Annotated in this window: 13 protein-coding genes; 4 read left to right on the forward strand and 9 right to left on the reverse strand. The window is 68.2% G+C overall.

Going from position 1 to position 18,585, the window contains the following annotated elements; genetic code table 11:
* Positions 1–18 precede the first annotated feature (18 nt).
* Positions 19–1,428: a type I glutamate--ammonia ligase gene (gene glnA / locus AC07OA_RS17460; protein ID WP_494665081.1), complete on the forward strand. Its 1,410-nt coding sequence runs from the start codon at positions 19–21 to the stop codon at positions 1,426–1,428.
* An 85-nt stretch (positions 1,429–1,513) separates the two neighbouring features.
* Here glnA and AC07OA_RS17465 read toward each other — a convergent pair whose 3' ends face one another.
* The 5 genes from AC07OA_RS17465 to AC07OA_RS17485 form a co-directional block, all read right to left on the reverse strand.
* The gene (locus AC07OA_RS17465) at positions 1,514–1,996 is read right to left on the reverse strand and encodes a hypothetical protein (RefSeq protein WP_494665082.1); all 483 of its coding nucleotides are present in this window, start codon (positions 1,994–1,996) and stop codon (positions 1,514–1,516) included.
* A 111-nt stretch (positions 1,997–2,107) separates the two neighbouring features.
* The gene (locus tag AC07OA_RS17470) at positions 2,108–2,500 is read right to left on the reverse strand and encodes a putative quinol monooxygenase (RefSeq protein ID WP_494665083.1); all 393 of its coding nucleotides are present in this window, start codon (positions 2,498–2,500) and stop codon (positions 2,108–2,110) included.
* 3 nt (positions 2,501–2,503) lie between these two features.
* The gene (locus tag AC07OA_RS17475; RefSeq protein ID WP_494665084.1) at positions 2,504–4,246 is read right to left on the reverse strand and encodes a hypothetical protein; all 1,743 of its coding nucleotides are present in this window, start codon (positions 4,244–4,246) and stop codon (positions 2,504–2,506) included.
* A gap of 162 nt (positions 4,247–4,408) precedes the next feature.
* The gene (locus AC07OA_RS17480) at positions 4,409–4,768 is read right to left on the reverse strand and encodes a Kazal-type serine protease inhibitor family protein (RefSeq protein ID WP_494665085.1); all 360 of its coding nucleotides are present in this window, start codon (positions 4,766–4,768) and stop codon (positions 4,409–4,411) included.
* A gap of 62 nt (positions 4,769–4,830) precedes the next feature.
* The gene (locus tag AC07OA_RS17485) at positions 4,831–5,514 is read right to left on the reverse strand and encodes a DUF6624 domain-containing protein (RefSeq protein ID WP_494665086.1); all 684 of its coding nucleotides are present in this window, start codon (positions 5,512–5,514) and stop codon (positions 4,831–4,833) included.
* 141 nt (positions 5,515–5,655) lie between these two features.
* Between AC07OA_RS17485 and parE the strand changes: the two genes are divergently transcribed.
* Positions 5,656–7,761: a DNA topoisomerase IV subunit B gene (parE, locus tag AC07OA_RS17490; RefSeq protein WP_494665087.1), complete on the forward strand. Its 2,106-nt coding sequence runs from the start codon at positions 5,656–5,658 to the stop codon at positions 7,759–7,761.
* A 48-nt stretch (positions 7,762–7,809) separates the two neighbouring features.
* On the opposite strand, the gene AC07OA_RS17495 is transcribed toward parE, so the two are convergent.
* A complete protein-coding gene (locus tag AC07OA_RS17495; RefSeq protein WP_494665088.1) occupies positions 7,810–10,266 on the reverse strand; it encodes a right-handed parallel beta-helix repeat-containing protein in 2,457 nt (818 codons plus the stop codon).
* Between the two features lie 557 nt (positions 10,267–10,823).
* Between AC07OA_RS17495 and AC07OA_RS17500 the strand changes: the two genes are divergently transcribed.
* Positions 10,824–13,082, forward strand: coding sequence for a DEAD/DEAH box helicase (locus AC07OA_RS17500; RefSeq protein ID WP_494665089.1), 2,259 nt, complete (start codon positions 10,824–10,826; stop codon positions 13,080–13,082).
* 42 nt (positions 13,083–13,124) lie between these two features.
* On the opposite strand, the gene AC07OA_RS17505 is transcribed toward AC07OA_RS17500, so the two are convergent.
* From AC07OA_RS17505 to AC07OA_RS17515, 3 genes are all read right to left on the reverse strand, one after another.
* Complete coding sequence (locus AC07OA_RS17505) at positions 13,125–14,303, reverse strand: BaiN/RdsA family NAD(P)/FAD-dependent oxidoreductase (protein ID WP_494665090.1); 1,179 nt, start codon at positions 14,301–14,303, stop codon at positions 13,125–13,127.
* A 67-nt stretch (positions 14,304–14,370) separates the two neighbouring features.
* The gene (locus AC07OA_RS17510) at positions 14,371–16,194 is read right to left on the reverse strand and encodes a methyl-accepting chemotaxis protein (protein ID WP_494665091.1); all 1,824 of its coding nucleotides are present in this window, start codon (positions 16,192–16,194) and stop codon (positions 14,371–14,373) included.
* Positions 16,195–16,274: 80 nt separating this feature from the next.
* Positions 16,275–17,081 (reverse strand): alpha/beta hydrolase, encoded by an 807-nt coding sequence (locus tag AC07OA_RS17515; protein WP_494665092.1) that lies wholly within the window; start codon positions 17,079–17,081, stop codon positions 16,275–16,277.
* Positions 17,082–17,202: 121 nt separating this feature from the next.
* On the opposite strand from AC07OA_RS17515, the gene AC07OA_RS17520 reads away from it, so the two are divergent.
* Positions 17,203–18,525 carry an Hsp70 family protein gene (locus tag AC07OA_RS17520; RefSeq protein WP_494665093.1) on the forward strand — a complete coding sequence of 441 codons (1,323 nt, stop codon included), beginning with the start codon at positions 17,203–17,205 and terminating at the stop codon, positions 18,523–18,525.
* Positions 18,526–18,585 lie beyond the last annotated feature (60 nt).

An 18,585-nucleotide genomic window follows, 5' to 3' on the forward strand; every position in this document is an offset into this window, starting at 1 on the left:
CGCTCAAAGGGGATAACTATGAGCACCGCCAAGGAAATCCTGGACCTGATCAAGGAAAAGGACGTCAAGTACGTCGACGTCCGCTTCACGGACGTGCGCGGCAAGCTGCAACACGTCACGTTCGACATCGACCTGGTCGATGACGACTTCCTCAACGACGGCACCATGTTCGACGGCTCGTCGATCGCCGGCTGGAAGGCCATCAACGAGTCGGACATGAAGCTGCGTCCGGACCTGACCAGCGCCATCATCGACCCGTTCTACCAGCAGACCACCCTGGCGCTGTTCTGCGACGTGGTGAACCCCGACACGGGCACCCCCTACAACCGCGACCCGCGCTCGATCGCCAAGAACGCCCTGGCCTACGTCAAGTCGTCGGGCATCGGCGACACCGTGTTCTTCGGTCCGGAAGCCGAGTTCTTCATCTTCGACGACGTCCGCTGGAACACCTCGTCGAACAACACCGGCTACTCGTTCGACAGCGTCGAACTGCCGGGCAACTCGGCCAAGGAATATCCGGAAGGCAACATGGGCCACCGCCCGGGTCCGAAGGGCGGCTATTTCCCGGTCAACCCGATCGACTCGGCCCAGGACCTGCGCGGCGAAATGCTGGCCGTCATGGGCGAGCTGGGCATGAAGCCGGAAAAGCACCACCACGAAGTGGCGCCCGCCCAGCATGAGCTCGGCCTGAAGTTCGACACCATGGTCGTCATGGCCGACCGGATGCAGCTCTATAAGTACGTGATCCACAACGTGGCCCACGCCTACGGCAAGTCGGCCACCTTCATGGCCAAGCCGATGTTCGGCGACAACGGCTCGGGCATGCACGTGCACCAGTCGATCTGGCAGGACGGCAAGCCGCTGTTCGCCGGCGACAAGTACGCCGGCCTGTCGGACATGTGCCTGTGGTACATCGGCGGCATCATCAAGCACGCCAAGGCGATCAACGCGTTCTCGAACTCGACGACGAACTCGTACAAGCGCCTGGTGCCCGGCTACGAAGCCCCGGTGAAGCTGGCCTACAGCTCGCGCAACCGCTCGGCCTCGATCCGCATCCCGCACGTCGACTCGCCGAAGGCCAAGCGCATCGAAGCCCGCTTCCCGGACCCGATGGGCAACCCGTACCTGACCTTCGTCGCTCTGCTGATGGCCGGCCTCGACGGCATCAACAACAAGATCGATCCGGGCGCGGCCGCCGACAAGAACCTGTACGACCTGCCGCCCCGCGAGCAGAAGAAGATCCCGGAAGTCTGCGGCTCGCTGCGCGAAGCCCTGGAAAGCCTGGACAAGGACCGCGCCTTCCTGAAGGCCGGCGGCGTCATGGACGACGACTTCATCGACAGCTACATCGAGCTGAAGATGGAAGAGGTGATGCGTCTGACGCTGCACCCGCACCCGGTCGAATTCGACATGTACTACAAGTGCTAAGCCTTACGGCCTAGGACGACGGAAGAGGCCCGCGGAGCGATCCGCGGGCCTTTTTCCTTTCAGATCGGGCGGCGACGCGCGCCCCCTAATCCTCCCGCAACTCCAGCGCGGTGTACGGCGCCTGCCCCCGCTCGACGCGGATGAGGTCGAGCACCCCGACGATCTGGTGCGAGCGCCACTGGCTCATCAGATAGGCCAGCGGCCCCAGGGTCGCGCCGCAAGCCAGGCTGATCAACGCCTGCCTGTGGGTCTGGATGTAGGCCATCACGCCGTCGCCATTCAGCTCCGCCAGCAACGCCAGGACCGACAGCGGCACGGTCAGGTAGACGAGGATCACGAACCGCAACATCTGGTCCTGCCGACGGGCGTTGAGATTGGCCAGGGCCGACAGGGCGTCGAAGGTCGCGTCGTCCACGCCCTGGAGCAGGTCGAAAGTCTTGATCGTCGAAGGATTGCGACGAAAGCCGCTGAGAAAGTCCACACCGGTATAGCCCCAGGCGCCGGGCGTGACGAAGCTGAACGGGATCAGCGACCAGACCGGGAACAGGCGCCGCAGATCGCCCCACAAGGCCCAAAGATCACCCCGTCCGCCTGGGTCCGCAGATCGCACCGAATCCGTCATTCACGCCCCCGTATTCGCCGCCAGACTGGCCGCCTCGGACGGGCGCGGCAAGCCGCCCTAGCCCGGCCCTACCCCACCCACCGGCACGGTCTCGAACCGATGGCCGAAGCCGGCGATGATCGGGCGGGCCTTGGCGATGGCGGCCTGAACGACGGGCAGCTTCAGCGAGCCCTCGTGGCTGGCCTTGTCGGTCCAGACCTCGGTGATCCACAGGGCGTCGGGGTCGGCCGCGTCCTTGGCGACGATGTAGCTGAGACAGCCGGGCATGTTGCCCGTCCCCTCGCTCAGGATGGCGACCAGCTCGTCACGCTTGCCGGGCGCGGCCTTCATCTGGCCGATCAGTCCGTAGAGCGGCGCGCCCTGCGCCGTCGCCATGCGAGGCGTCGCCAGGATCGTCGCGGTCAGGCCGCCGGCCAGGACGACGCGTCGGTCGGTCTCCGCCTTCGCCATGTTCTAAGCTCCGAAGAAGATGTCGCTGGCCTGCAGGGTGGAGACGCCCAGCAGGGTGGCGACCAGATCGATGCCGCCCGGCGCCGTGGCCGAGCCGTGCTCGGCATAGAACAGCTGGCCGGTCGAGGTGTCGAAGGCGAACCGTTCGCCCGCCGCGCTGAACGTGCCGTCGGTGTTGGACGAGAACAGGCCGGGGTCGATGCGGGCGAAGCCCACGCCGGCGCCCTGGCCTTCGTTGACGCCCAGGTCGAACAGGGCGTCGCTGAAATAGAGCAGGTCGACGCCCGCGGTGAAGTTGTCGACCGTCGAGCCTTCGGCCGAGCCGAAGCTGAAGGCGTCCACGCCGGAACCGCCGATCAGGGTGTCGGCCCCGCCCCCCGTCGACAGCACCGTGGCTCCGCCGCCGCCGATCAGGGTGTCGTCGCCCGTTCCGCCAAAGAGATAGACCTGGTTCGACACCGCCACGCCGCCGGCGCTCAGGGTGTCGCCGCCGTCGCCCGCCTGGACGCCGAGGGTTCCGCCCAACAGGCCCGACAGGTTCAGGTCGCCGAGCGCCAGGCTGTTGGAACCGCCGCTGGCCAGTTGATAAAATTCGATCTGCGAGACGCCACCGACGTCGATGGTCCCGGTCGAGATCAGGCTCAACAGGTCCGCCCCGCCCCCGCCCGTTACGGTGTCGGCCGCTGTCAGGGTCGATGCGGAGAACTGGAAGACATCGCCTCCCGCGCCGCCCAAGAACGTGTCGACGCCAGAGCCGCCGCCCAGGAACACGCCGTGCGAAGCGCCGACCGCCGAAGCGTCGACCGTCGCGCCGTTTCCGGCCGCCACGCCCAGGAAGCCGACCACGTCGGCGAAATTGGCGTCCGTCAGGGTCAGACTGTTGGCCGAGCCCGCACGCAACGAATAGAACTCCACGCCCGACACGCCCTCGGCGTGAACGACGCCCGTCGCCTCGTTGATCAGCACGTCATGACCGGCGCCCCCGATCACGACATCGACGGCGTTCAACTGCCCGGTCCGGAACAGGAAGCCGTCGTCGGCCGCGCCGCCGATCAGCCGATCACGCTCCGTCGAGCCGATCAGCATGACCTGCTGGGACGCGTTCAGCGTAGCGGCGCTGATGTCGGCGCCCCCAGCGCCCGCCGCCACGGTGATGCGCCCGCCGGTCACGCCGACGAAATTGGCGGCCTTGACCTGGACCGCGTCGCGATCGGCCAGCTGGTAGAATTCGACCCCGTCGATCTGAGCCAGCGGGTAGTAGCCGTTGGGACCGCCCGAAGCGACGAACAGCGTCCCGACCGACTCAGTCATGTACGCGCCGTCGTAACCCAGGCCGCCGTGCAGGACTTCACCCGCCCCGTTCAGCAGGTTGCCGATGAAGATATCGTCGCCCGCCCCACCCGTGATCGGAATGTAGGAGCTCAGGGAGATATTGAGGGTCAGGGGATGGCTGGCGCTGACCGCCGAGGCGTCGAAAGCCAGCCCTCCCGTCAGGGTTCCATTGAACAACTGGATCGGAACCTGGCCGGTCAGTCCGGTCAAATTCGCGTCGGTCAGGATCACCGTGCCGGTGTTGCCGAAGGAGAAGCGCTCGAAACCGGTGACGCCGGTCATGTCGATGGCGCCGCGCCCCGCGACAGAAAGAGTGTCACTCCCCCCGCCCCCGTCCAGACTGGAGAGATGCAGGCCGATCCCATTGAAGCTGAAGGCGACCGTGTCGTCGAAGGTCGTGCCAACGAAGGACACAACATCTTCGACGATCACCGGCGATCCGCTTCCGATCGTATAGGTGGCGCGAATTGTGCCGGGATCGGTCCCGCTCTGAAAACGGATGTCGATCGACTGCGCTTCAGTCGAAAAATCAAGATTGACCGGCATCCGTCTCCCCCCTTTTTACGATCAACATGGTCAGGCCTTGCACTCGCCCTGGGCCGCGACGCTGACGCCCTGGGCGGCGGCGTTGCAGGCGCTGGGATAGGTCTTGCCGTCGCAGCCGCAGACGGGCGCGTAGATCATGGTGCAGACCTGCGGCTTCTTGCGGCACACGCCCGAGGCGTCGGCCACGGTGCGGCACTGGCCCGGCTGCATCTCGCAAGTCAGCCCTTCGCCGCACTGGAAGCCGGCGATGCCGCCGCACATGCCGCCCTCGGCCACCGGAGCCCGAGAATGGGGTGGCGGCGGTTGGGACGGCCCCGGGGAAGCCGGGACGCCGCTGGAGCACCCCAGGAGCATCACGGCGGCGAACGCCGCAAGCAGGCCGCGCGACATCGGAAAGCTCCCTTTCGATCCAGGCCGCGACCTTGGCACGATCCGGCTCCGGCGGGCAAACGTCACCGCGCCGGCTCGGCGCAGGCCCCGTACACCTTGTCGAGCGAGGCCAGATATTCGGCCATCGGCGCCAGCCCCACCGCCGCGCGGCGCGCCTCCAGCCCCTCCGGCGCCTCCAGATCGGCCGGGACCGCGTAGCGGCCGTCCTTGCAGGTCGTGCCCTGGGTGCCGTAGCGCTGGGGCCGCCCGTCCACCGTCGCCAGGCGATCGTAGAGCCGGGCGTAGTCCTCGGGCCGCGCCTCGCGCGTCGCCGCCAGCGGCTCGATCATGGCCAGCACCTGACGCTGGAACGCCAGGTCGAAGCCGGCGTGATTGACCAGGGTCACCGCCGACATCGCGGTCCGTTCCGACGTCTCGGAAATCTTGGGCCAGCCGTGGGCGGCGATGATCGCCTTCAACCGCTCGGTGTGAACCTTGTCCTGGGCCTCGATCAGCGCCCCGGCCGGCCCCATGATCGCCTCGCGCCGGTCGGGCGGCAGCTTGGCGGTCGCCTCCAGCATGGTGGTCCGCATCGCGTGGTCGACAGCGGCCATGCCGACGATCGCCTCGATGATCTCGGCCCGCTCGGCCACGCCCTTCACGCGGGCCACGACCGCTTCGGGAGGCTCGGACGGCGCGGCCGCCGCGCCGGACGCCGCCGCCAACACCGTCAACGCCGTCACCATCGCCGCGCGTTTTCCCCGCATCGCCCACTCCTGCCCAACCTCAAGCTGCTCGACGCTGCGCGAACAATCGGACCGTTTGACGGCGCGCGCATCCGCCCTCTTTTCATGGCGCGGCGTTGAGCCCATACGGAGCATTCCGCCGAATCGACGCATGTTCCCGTAATGTCCTCCAAAGACGATCCCTCGACCTTTTCGCTGTTCGGCGACGACGCCCTCGCCCCCGTCCCCGCTTCGCCCTTCCCGGCCCGCGAACCGCATCCCGAGCCCGCACCGCGCGCGGCCGCGCCGCCGCCCCCCTCGGCCGGGCCCAGCGCTCCCGCCGCGCCGGGGTCCCCCGGCTCCTATGACGCCAGCTCGATCGAGGTCCTGGAAGGCCTCGAGCCCGTCCGCATGCGTCCGGGCATGTACATCGGCGGCACCGACGAGCGCGCCCTGCACCACCTGTTCGCCGAAGTGCTGGACAACTCGATGGACGAGGCCGTGGCCGGCTTCGCCAAGACCATCGAGGTCAAGCTCGACGCCGACGGCTACCTGTCGGTCCGCGACGACGGCCGCGGCATGCCCGTGGACCCGCACCCCAAGCATCCGGGCAAGTCGGCCCTGGAAGTGATCATGACCGTCCTGCACGCGGGCGGTAAGTTCAGCGGCAAGGCCTACGAAACCTCGGGCGGCCTGCACGGCGTCGGCGCCAGCGTCGTCAACGCCCTGTCGGAACTGGTCGAGGTCACCGTCTGGCGCGACGGCTTCGAGCATCGCCAGAGCTTCGAGCGCGGCAAGCCGCTGGGGCCGATCGAACGCATCCAGCCGTCGAAAAAGAAGGGCACCCAGGTGCGCTTCAAGCCCGACGAGCAGATCTTCGGCGAAGGCTGCGCCTTCAAGCCGGCGCGCCTGTACCGCATGGCCCGCTCCAAGGCCTATCTGTTCCGCGGCGTGCAGATCAAATGGTCCTGCGATCCCTCGCGCATCCACGACCAGACCCCGCCCGAGGCCACCTTCCACTTCCCCAACGGCCTGGCCGACTTCCTGGCCGAGCGCACCAAGGGGCTGGAGATGGTCACCCCCGACAGCTTCTCCGGGCGCATCGAGCGCCAGGGCGAGGCCGGGGCGGTCGAGTGGGCCATCGCCTGGACCCCGCGCGGCTTCGGCGAGCACGACGGCTTCATGCAGTCGTACTGTAACACCGTGCCCACGCCCGAGGGCGGCACCCATGAGAGCGGCCTGCGCGCCGCCCTGACCCGGGGCCTGAAGGCCTATGCGGAGCTGAAGGGCGAGAAGCGCGCGGCGATCATCACCGCCGACGACGTCATCGCCCAGGCCGGCGCCCTGATCTCGGTGTTCATCAAGAACCCGGAATTCCAGGGCCAGACCAAGGAAAAGCTGTCCTCGACCGAGGCCCAGCGCTTCGTCGAGAACGCTCTGCGCGACCCGTTCGACCACTGGCTGACCGGCAGCCCCAAGGCTGCCCAGGCTCTGCTGGAATTCGTGATCGACCGCGCCGAAGAGCGCCTCAAGCGCCGCAAGGACAAGGAAGTCAGCCGCGCTTCCGCGACCCGCAAGCTGCGCCTGCCGGGCAAGCTGGCCGACTGCGCGGCCGGGGCCGTGGACGGCGCCGAGCTGTTCATCGTCGAAGGCGACTCGGCCGGCGGCTCGGCCAAGCAGGCCCGCAACCGCAAGAACCAGGCGATCCTGCCCCTGCGCGGCAAGATCCTGAACGTGGCCTCGGCCAGCGGCGAGAAGTTCACGGCCAACAAGGAACTGTCGGACCTGATGCTGGCCCTGGGGGCCCAGGGCGGCAACCGGTACAAGGAAGAGGATCTGCGCTACGAGCGGATCATCATCATGACCGACGCCGACGTCGACGGCGCTCACATCGCTTCGCTGCTGATCACCTTCTTCTACCGCACCATGCCGGACCTGATCCGCCAGGGTCACCTGTTCCTGGCCCTGCCGCCGCTCTATCGCCTCAGCCACGGCGGCAAGAGCGCCTATGCCCGCGACGACGCCCACAAGGACGAGTTGCTGGCCACGATGTTCAAGGGCAAGAAGCCCGAGATCGGCCGCTTCAAGGGCCTGGGCGAGATGATGGCCTCCCAGCTGAAGGAGACCACCATGGACCCGTCGGTGCGCACCCTGGCCAAGATCACCCTGCCCCGTTCGGAAGAGGCGGTGGAGGCCTTGGTCGAGACCCTGATGGGCCGCAAGCCCGAGCTGCGCTTCCGCTTCATTCAGGAAAACGCCGAGTTCGCGGCGGACGATCTGGACCTGTAGAGCCATTGCCGCGCGGCGAGGCCCAGCCTCGCCGCGAAGTCCCAAGCCCTAGAAGATGATGTCGCCGGCCGACAGGTTCGACACGTGCTCCAGCGTGGCGATCAGGTAGTGGCCGTTGTCGTAGTTGAAATAGACGTCCAGCCCGTCGCCGTTGACCGTGGTGCTCCACGTGCCCGCCGCATGATCGTGGTGCAGGGTCGACAGGTCCAGCTTGTCCTGGCCGCGCGTGAAGTCGGTGATGACGTCCGAGCCGTCGGTCACGTTGCGGAAAACGAAGGTGTCCGAGCCCGCGCCGCCGGTCAGCAGGTCGTGCCCGCCGCCGCCTTCCAGGAAGTCCGCGCCGTTCTTGCCGACGATCCAGTTGGCCGAGGCGTTGCCGACCACGGCCGCGCCGTTGTTGGTCGTGATGGTGGCGTTCTCGACCTGGGCGTCCATGACATAGCGGCTGGCCAGGACCTGGACCGTGTCGATGCCGCCGCCCGCGAATTCGAGGATGTGGTCGCCGGCGTTGTCGACGACGTAGGTGTCGTCGCCCAGCCCGCCCTTCATCAGGTCCGCGCCTCCGCGACCGTCGATCTTGTCGTTACCGCTGGTGCCGACGATCACGTCGAACCGGGTGGAGCCGGTCAAGGCCGTCGTCGTCGCGCCGCCGGCGGCGACCGTGGTCGCCAGGGCGTCCATGTCGAAGCTGGCGGCCGTCAGACTGTCAGCGGCCACGCCCTTGAGCGTCAGGGTATGGCCGTCGGCGAAGCGCAGCACGGTGTCGGCGCCCGACTGGCTCAGCGCGGCCTGCAGGGCGGCGAAGCTGGAGAAGTCGTCACCACCCAGGATGATCTTGTCCTCGGCGGTGAAGTCGGAGATCACGCTGGAGCCGTCGGCCGAGACGAAGAAGGCGTCGGCCCCGGCGCCGCCGGTCATGAAGTCCGATCCGCCCCCGCCGACCAGCACGTCCGCGCCGGCCCCGCCGATCAGCATGTTGGCCAGGCCGTTGCCGAGCAGGGTCGCGCCCGCGGCGCCCTTGACGATCAGGTTCTCGACGTTGTCGCCCAGCTGATAGCGGGTGTCGTAGAGCCAGACGGTGTCGACGCCGCCGCCCGCCAGCTCGACAACGACGTCGGCGGCGCTGTTGGCCAGATAGGTGTCGTCGCCGGCCCCGCCGGTCATGGTGTCGGCGCCGCTGCCGCCGTCGATCTGGTCGTGGCCGGACGTACCCGTCAGGCTGTCGACGGCGTTGGTGCCCACGATCGTCTTGGTCCAGGCCTGGCTCTGGCTCCAGGTGGACGTCGTCGGCGACGAGGTCGAACCCGTCGAGCCGGTCGAGGTCGCGGCGTCGGGATCGGCCTTGGCCGGAATGGTCTGGGCCGAGCGGATTGCGCCCTTGGCGGTCGTGACGACCGGCGTCGTCGTCTCGCCCGGCGTCACGGTCTCCGAGGATCCCGAGCCCGAGGTCGTCTCGGTGACCGGCCAGAGGGAGACCGCGTCCGGGCCCACCTCGCCCTCCCAGGGCACCGTCGAACCGTTGTTGGCGTCGACCACCACGTCCGTGCCGTTGCCCGTGTCGATCCGGGTGATCGTCTTGGCCCCGATCAGCGTGTTGTCGGCGATCGTCACGTCGGACGAATAGCGGACCGTCGCGGCCTGATTGTAGCCGGTGGTCAGATAGACCGCCCACGAGTTCTTGGTGTTGGAGACCAGGTAGTTGTCGGTGATCGTGACGTCGATGGCCCCACGCACGCTGACGGGCTGCTTGCCGACATTGACGACCTTGTTGCCCGTCACCAGGACGTTCTTGGCCTCGTAGGTGGCGCCGGGCAGCATGGACTCGTCGGCGGTGACGCCGCCGGCCGAGATGCCGTCGCCCGTGACATCGTGGATGTAGTTGTCCGAGATGAGGATGTCGCTCGACCCGCCCTTGGCGAAGATGGCCGCGCTGCTGTTGTGGAGATTGTAGATCTCGTTGCGCGAGATCACGCCGTTCCGGACGCCCAGGACATCAATGCCCTCTTCGGTCCCGATGTCGTGCACGACGTTGTCGAGGATGTAGGCGTTGTTGGCCTGGCCCACCTTGATGCCGTCGTGCGCCGCGCCGCCGATGACATTGCCCTGGATCACGATGTTGTTGACGAAGTTCGTGAAATCCCGGCCGCTCTGATTGAACTGGATGCCGTCGTAGCCGCCGTTGATCGCGAAGTTCTTGATCACGTAGTTGTCGACGCCCAGCGCCTGGATCACCGGCTTGTCGGCGTTAGCCCCCACGATGGTGGCGGCCTGCGGGCCGTCGGCCGAGATCAGCCAGATCGGCGCGTCGGGCGTGCCGCTGGCGTTCCACGGGATCTTGACGTTCTCCACATAGGTGCCCGCGTGCACGTAGATCGCCGTGCCGGGCTTGGCGATGGTCACCGCCGCCTGGATGCTGGCGAAGGGACGCTCCGCGCTGCCATCGCCGCCGGCGGCCGCGCCGGCCGAAACATGGATGATATTGCTCGGGACCTGATCCGAGAACACGACTTCTGACGCTGACACAACTGAACCCTTCGCCCTGACCCCGCGATCAGGTTACGGCGAGAGCCCATTTCACCCCTTAATTTGTGTAGTTAATTAGTCATTACATCTTGGTATTTCTGTATATCAACCTGCGACATATTGCTCATATACCCCCGTTATCCAATTGTTAGACTCTCAATTCAAATTTGACACACGCGTCAAATCACTAATGTCGGGTTTTATACTTTAGTGGATACCCACATCACCCAATGAGGTATCCCAATACTCAAATATCAGGCCCGTCAGCAGCCACCTTGCCGCCTGAACCACGCTCTGCGGCCAAACCGCCGCACCGGAGGGATATTGCGCCCCTGGCCTTGCATTTGAGGCGGTTTTGCCTTCCTTAGGCGCTCCATCGGACCCAGCCCGTCGCGCCACATCGGCATTTCGGCGGAAAAGGTCTATTCTCTGAAGATATTGACCAAGAAGCACGGTCCGTTTGGGGGTCGTCATTTGGTCGTGGTGCGGGCCGCGCGCGTTTGTGTGTGCGCCGTCCGCTTGAACGAACTGGACCCCGTATGCCCTTCCCCGCCTCCCACCCCGCTCTTGAGCGGGCTCTCGCCGCTCAAGGTTACGCCGAGCCCACTCCCGTCCAGGCCGCCGTGCTGGACGCCGACGCCGCGGATCGCGACCTGCTGGTCAGCGCCCAGACCGGCTCGGGCAAGACCGTCGCCTTCGGCCTGGCCGCCGCCCCCACCCTGCTGGGCGAGGCCGAGACCTTCGACCGCGCCGCCGAGCCCCTGTGCCTGGTGATCGCCCCGACCCGCGAGCTGGCCATCCAGGTCAATCGCGAACTGACCTGGCTCTATGCCGAGGCCAAGGCCGTGGTGGTCAACTGCGTGGGCGGCATGGACGCCCGTCGCGAGCAGCGCGCCCTGAACTACGGCGCCCACATCGTGGTCGGCACCCCCGGCCGCCTGCGCGACCACATCGAGCGCGGCCACCTGGACCTGTCGAAGCTGAAGGTCGCCGTCCTCGACGAGGCCGACGAGATGCTGGACATGGGCTTCCGCGAGGACCTGGAGTTCATCCTGGACGCCGCGCCGAAGGAACGCCGCACCCTGCTGTTCTCGGCCACCCTGGCGCGCGAGATCGTGCAACTGGCCAAGAGCTACCAGAACGACGCCCTGCGCATCGACACCCTGGGCCGCAACGAGCCGCACCGCGACATCGAGTATCGCGCCGTCCGCGTGGCGCCGAACGAGACCGAGCACGCGATCGTCAACCTGCTGCGCTATTTCGAAAGCCCCGGCGCCCTGGTATTCTGCAACACCCGCGAAAGCGTCCGCGCCCTCCACTCGAAGCTGCGCGAGCGCGGCTTCGCCGTGGTGGGTCTCTCGGGCGAGCTGAGCCAGCGCGAACGCGCCGACGCCCTGCAGGCCCTGCGTGACGGCCATGCCCGCGTCTGCGTCGCCACCGACGTCGCCGCGCGCGGCCTGGACCTGCCCGATCTGGGCCTCGTCATTCACGCCGAACTGCCGGTCAACAAGGCCACCCTGCTGCACCGTTCGGGCCGCACCGGCCGCGCGGGCAAGAAGGGCGTCAGCGCCCTGGTCGTGCCCTACACCCGTCGCCGCAAGGCCGAGCAGCTCTTGATGGCCGCCGGCGTCGAAGGCCAGTGGGGCGGCGCCCCGACCGCCGACGAGATCCGCGTCAAGGACACCGAGCGCCTGCTGGACGACCCGATCTTCTCGGAGGCCTCGAACGAGGACGACGCGCCCCTGGTCGCGGCCATGCTGGAAAAGCGTTCGCCGGAAGAACTGGCCGCCGCCCTGATCCGCGCCCGCCGCGCCAAGCTGCCGGCCCCGGAAGAGATCTACGACGACCCGCGCCACGGCGCCGATCCGGGTCCGCGCGCCCGGGGCGAGCGTTCGAACGACCGTAACGACCGCTTCGCCGACCGCGACTTCGCCCCGCGCGGCGACTTTGGTCGTGATGGGGGTGATCGTCCGGAACGCGAACCGCGCGCCGACATGACCAACTCGGCCTGGTTCCGCCTCAACACCGGCCGTCGCAACAATGCCGACCCCAAGTGGCTGATCCCGCTGATCTGCCGCCTGGGCCACATCACCAAGAAGGACATCGGCTCGATCCGGATCTTCGACTACGACACCAAGTTCGAGATCTCGGCCGAGGCGGAAGTGAAGTTCGGCGCCGCCGTCCAGGCCACCGTGCGCGACGACGTGACCATCACCCCGACCACGGCCCCGGCCGCCCGGGACGCCGGTCCCAAGCGCGACTACGCTCCGCGTGACAACGACGCTCCGCGCCGCGAATTCACGCCGCGCCCGCCGCGTGACAACGACCGTGGCCCGCGCGCCAACGCTCCGGGCTCGCGCGACCACACCCCGCGTCCGTCCGCGTTCGGCGACGACGGCTTCAGCAACGCCAAGCCGTATGATCGCGGCCAGGAGCCCAAGCGCGACTACAAGCCGCGTGACCGCGATGAAGCCCCGAAGCGCGACTTCAAGCCCCGCGCCGACGGCCCCAAGCGCGAGTTCAAGCCGCGTGACGAGGCCCCGCGCGCCCATGCCGAGGCGGCTCCGCGCCGGGCCCCGCGCGCCGACCGCGAGAGCGTGCCCTACGATCCGGCCGCCACCCCGGAAAAGCCGTTCCGCAAGCCGCGTGCCGACGCGGGCGCCGGCCCGGCCAAGCCCTTCAAGGGTCCCAAGCCTTTCAAGGCCAAGGGCTCGTTCGGCGACAAGCCAGCGTTCGGCGGTCCCAAGCCCGCCTTCGGCAAGAAGCCGGGCGGCAAGGCGCCGTTCAAGAAGAAGTAATCGAGACGAAAGCCTCCCCACCCGGGGAGGCTTTTTTCGTTTCTAGACCGCCTGCCCGGCGCACCAGCCCGACGCCCAGGCCCACTGGAAGTTATAGCCGCCCAGCCAGCCGGTGACGTCCACCACCTCGCCGATGAAGTACAGGCCCGGAACCGCCTTGGCCTCCATGGACCGCGAGTCCAGTCCGTCGGTGTCGACCCCGCCCAGCGTCACTTCGGCCGTGCGATAGCCCTCCGACCCCACCGGCTTGAACGTCCAGGCGTTGACCGTCGCGGCCACGCCGCGCAGCAGCACGTCCGAGCAGTCGGCCAGGTTGCCGTAGGCCCCGGCGTCCTCGGCGATCAACTGGGCCAGGCGCTTGGGCAGCCACTCGCCCAGCACCGTCGACAGCGCCCGCTTGGGCGTGGCGGTGCGAGCGGTCTTCAGGGCCCCGAATACGTCGGTCCCCGGCGCCATGTTGACGCTGATCTCGCCGCCCTCGCGCCAGTAGGACGAGATTTGCAGGATCGACGGGCCCGACAGGCCGCGATGGGTGAACAGCATGGCCTCGGCGAACTTGGTCTTGCCGCTGGAGACCACGGCGTCCAGCGCCACGCCCGACAGCGGCGCCAGGCGCTCAAGGGTCTTCACCTCGAAGGTCAGCGGCACCAGGGCCGGACGAGTCTCGACGATGTTGAGCCCGAACTGCTGGGCGATCTCGTAGCCGAGGCCCGTCGCGCCCATCTTGGGGATCGACTTGCCGCCCGTGGCGACAACGACCGAACGACAGGTCACCGGCCCATGGGCGAAGCTGACGCGCCAGCCTTCACCGTCCTTGGCCACGCCCTTGACCTCGGTCTCCAGGCGCAGCGTCACGCCGGCCCTCTCCATCTCGGTCAGCAGCATCTCGATGATCTGCTTGGCCGAGCCGTCGCAGAACAGCTGGCCCAGGGTCTTCTCGTGGAAGGCGATGCCGTACCGGTTGACCAGGGCGATGAAGTCGGCCGGCCGATAGCGGCGCAGGGCCGAAACGCAGAACTTGGGATTGGCCGACAGGAAGTTGGCCGGCGCCGTGTTGACGTTGGTGAAGTTGCAGCGCCCGCCGCCGCTGATGCGGATCTTCTCGCCCGGCGCCTTGGCATGATCGACCACCAGCACCTTGCGGCCGCGCTTGCCCGCCTCGATGGCGCACATCATCCCGGCCGCGCCGGCGCCCAGCACCACGACGTCGAAGTCTTCCAAGGCCGAGGCCCTCCTGTTGAGGGCCGTATCGACAGGAGACGGGCCGTCAAGTCAATCCAGCGGGCGGCTATCCCGCCCGTCGCAAGGCCGCCGAAGCCGCCTGGCCGCCGCTGACCTGGAAACGGGCCATCATCTCGACCAACCCGCCGATCTCGCTCTTGAGGGCGTGGCTGACGGCCGTGGCCTGCTCGACCATGGCGGCGTTCTGCTGCACGCCCTGGTCCATCTGGTTGACGGCGACATTGACCTCGTTGAGCCCAGTGGCCTGCTCGCCCGCCGAGGCGGCCAGCTCGCGCACCAAGGCGTCGATCTCGCCCACCTTGAAGACGATGCCCTCCAGCGCCTCGCCGGTCTGGCCCACCAGCTTGACGCCCTGGCCGACCTGGTCGGCCGAGGTCGAGATCAGGGCCTTGATCTCCTTGGCCGCTTCGGCCGAACGCTGAGCCAGGGCCCGGACCTCCTGGGCCACCACCGCGAAGCCGCGACCGGCGTCGCCCGCCCGGGCCGCCTCGACCCCGGCGTTCAGAGCCAGAAGATTGGTCTGGAAGGCGATCTCGTCGATGACGCCGATGATCTGGCCGATCTGCCGGGACGAGGCCTCGATGCCGGTCATGGCCTCGACCGCGCCGCGCACCACCCGGCCCGAGCGCTCGGCGTCCTCGCGGGTGGTCCCCACCACGCGGGCGGCGTCGCCGGCGCCCTGCGAGGCGCGGCGGACGGTGGCGGTGATCTCGTCGAGGGCGGCGGCTGTCTCTTCCAGGCTGGCGGCCTGCTGCTCGCTGCGGCGGGCGGTGTTGTCGGCGGCGGCGGTGATTTCGTCCGCGCTGCGGCCAATGCCGCCGACGGCGCCCAGAATCTGGCCCATGGCCTGGTCCAGGTGCTGCATGGCCCCGTTGAAGTCGGTGCGCAGCTGGCCATAGCCCTCGGGGAACGGATCGACGACGCGCACGGTCAGGTCGCCCCGCGACAGCCGCGCCAAGCCCTGGGCGATGCGCTCCATCACGAAGGCCTGGTCGCGCGCCGCGCCTTGGCTGACGGTCTCGTTGCGCACACGCTCGGCCTCGCCGGCGGCGGTGATCCGTTGTTGCTCGGCCTCCGAGGCACGTAGGGCCACGGCGTTGTCCTTGAATACCTGGACGGCGCGGGCCATCAGCCCGACCTCGTCCTTGCGTCCCGCGCCGGCCACGGTCACGTCGAGCCCGCCCTCGGCCAGGGTGGTCATGGTCTTCGACAGCGAAGCGACGGGACGCGAGATCTTGGTGGCGCCGATCCACAGGGCCAGACCCATGCCGCCGATCGCGGCGATCAGGCCCAGCAGGATGGTGGTCAGCGCGCCCTGGTCGGCTTTCTTGTTGGCGCGAGCCACCAGGGCGTCGGTCTCGACGTGATAGCCGTCGCCCCAGGCCTTGGCGTCTTTGGACAGGCTTTCGATGGCCGGGTCCAGCGCCGACAGCCGTGCGATGGCACCGGTGTCATCATTGGTCAAACCAAGATCGGCCGCGCCCCGCGCGTCGGCGTAGAGGGCGTCGATGCGCTGGCGGAATTCCTCGGCAGTCGGGGCGATGGCCGCGTCGGCCTTGACCATCTTGTCCAGGCTGTCCTTGCCCTCGCCATAGACCTTGTCCAGGTCCTTGGAGGCCGACAGGGCCGCGTCGGAGGCGCCCTCGTAGGTCACCACGCGGTGGGCGGCGTGGCCCATCATGCTGAGACGCCGGCTGAAGCGCGCCGACTGCACCTCGGCCGGCGAGCGGTGCTCGACCAGGGTGGCGGTGGCGGCCTGCAGGCTCTTCTGCTGCCAGACGGCCATGCCCGTGCAGCCCAGGGTGGCCACGGCCAGCACGGCGGCCGGCAGCAACACCTTGGTCGAGATCTTGAGGTCGTCGAGTCCCATGGTTTCCCCCGTCGGGCGTCTTACGAAACGCGGCCCGATTCAGATGGGACGATGGTTCGCCCGCCGCCGTGAAAGCCGCGTTAACGCGGCGGGAATAGCCATGGCAGGCCCGCCTTGGCGGAGGGGTCGTAGATCGTGCCGTGCTGTTGGGCGGATTGGGGATCGTAGCGCCAAGCCAGCCCCTTCGGCGGCTTGGCCTTCAGGGCGGCCACCACGCGGTCGACGCCCTCCTGCATGGTCGAGCCCTCGTCGCCGATGCTGAGATAGAGCCGCCACCCCTCGAACCCTCCGGCCGCGAGCAGGGTCTCGGCCTGGCGCGACAAGCTCTGGTCGTCCCACCACAGGCTGGGGCTGGCGGCCAGATAGGCGTCGAAGGCCCGGGGCTCGCGCAGGAAGGTCTCGACCACGAACAGCCCGGCCAGGGACTCGCCGATCAGGCCTCGCTGGCCGTCGGTGCGATAGCGCGCAGTCACCCAGGGCTGCAGCTCGTCGACCAGGAAGCGACGATAGGCGGCCGAACCGCCCGAGGTCGGCAGCAGCTCGCGGTCCTCCTGGAAGGTCGCCGGATGGGTCAGGTCGTGCTTGCGGTCCACGCCCTGGATCCCGACCACGATCATCGGCGCCAGCCGGCCGGCCGCCACCGCCTCGGCGACGATGTCGGTGATCTTGGGGAAGTCCTCCTCCACCGTGCCGCCGTCCAGCAGATAGAGCACCGGGTAGCGCTGACCCGCGCCCACATAGCCCGGCGGCAGGGCGATGTTGACCTTGCGCCGGTCGCCCAAAACACGGCTGTCGATCGTGAAGGTTCCGTCGGGCGTCACCGCATGGGCGAACGTGGGAACAAGGGCGGCGGCGCCCGTGGCGGCGAGGAATCGTCTGCGGTCCATGCTCAAGGCTCGACCATGGAGGGCCCGCCGCCAAGTCCTGACGGTGAAAACACCCGCCAGCGCTTGACGCCAGCGTCAGGAGGGGTAGGAACCCTGCCCTCCTCCCGCCCAGGCTCCTCCCATGACGTCCGCCCCGACGATCGGTATCGATTTCGGCACGACCAACACCGTGGTCTCGATGACCCACGGCGACGGCCCCGCCACGCTCGTCAAGTTCCCTACCGCCGGCGGCGACATCTTCGCCTTCCGCTCGGCGCTGAGCTTCCATGCCGAGATGGGCCGCGACGGCCGTCCCAACGAACTGGTGACCGAAGCCGGCCCCTGGGCCATCGAGGCCTATGTCGAGGACCCGCTGGAAACCCGCTTCATCCAGTCGTTCAAGACCTTCGCCGCCAGCGCCGCCTTCACCGAGACCAAGATCCTCAACAAGCGCTACCTGTTCGAGGACCTGCTGGCCGACTTCCTGCTGAAGCTGAAGGCCCACGGCGGCGAGGCGATGGCCTCTCTGCCGCCGCGCGTGATCGTCGGCCGGCCCGTCACCTTCGCCGGCGGCAATCCCAACGAGACCCTGGCGCTGGAGCGCTACGAGGCCGGCTTCAAGCGCCTGGGCTTCACCGACATCCGCTACGCCTTCGAGCCGGTCGGCGCGGCGTTCTTCTTCGCCCGCCAGCTGAAGGAGGACGCCACCGTGCTGGTCGCCGACTTCGGCGGCGGCACCAGCGACTTTTCCATCGTCCGGTTCGAACGTGAGAACGGCAAGCTGCGCTCCACCGCCCTGGCGCGCTCGGGCGTGGGCGTCGCCGGCGACGCCTTCGACTACCGGATCATCGACCAGCTGGTGTCCCCCGAACTGGGCAAGGGCAGCCTCTACAAGGCCTTCGACAACCGCCTGCCGATCCCCCAGCGCTACTACACCGCCTTCGCCCGCTGGGACCAGCTGGCCCTGCTGCGCGCCTCCAAGGACATGCGCGACATCCGCGCCCTGGAGCGCACGGCCCTGGAGCCGGAGAAGATCTCCCGCCTGATCGAGGTGCTGGACGACAACCACGGCTACGCCCTCTACCGCTCGGTCTCGGCGCTGAAGGAAGCGCTGTCGAGCCACGAAGAGGCGACCTTCCGCTTCGAGGCCGGCTCGGTGCTGATCGAGAAGGGCGTCAAGCGCAGCGACTTCGAGAGCTGGATCGCCCCGGAGCTGAAGGCCATCGAGACCGCCGTCGACCAGGCGCTGGAGCGTTCGGGCCTGGGCCCCGAGGGCGTCGACCGCGTGTTCCTGACCGGCGGCAGCTCGTTCGTCCCGGCGGTGCGCGAGATCTTCCTGCGCCGGTTCGGCGAGGCCAAGATCGAGAGCGGCGGCGAGTTCGAGTCCATCGCCTCGGGCCTGGCCCTGATCGGCCGCGAAAGCGACCTGGACCTGTGGAGCGAGAAGGCCAAGCTCCCGGCCTGACGTCCTGATCCATCCGCTTGCAAAAAGTTTCAGGCGCGCAACAAAACCCTTCCGGTCCCA

This window comes from Caulobacter sp. GW821-FHT09B08 (genome assembly GCF_059418225.1).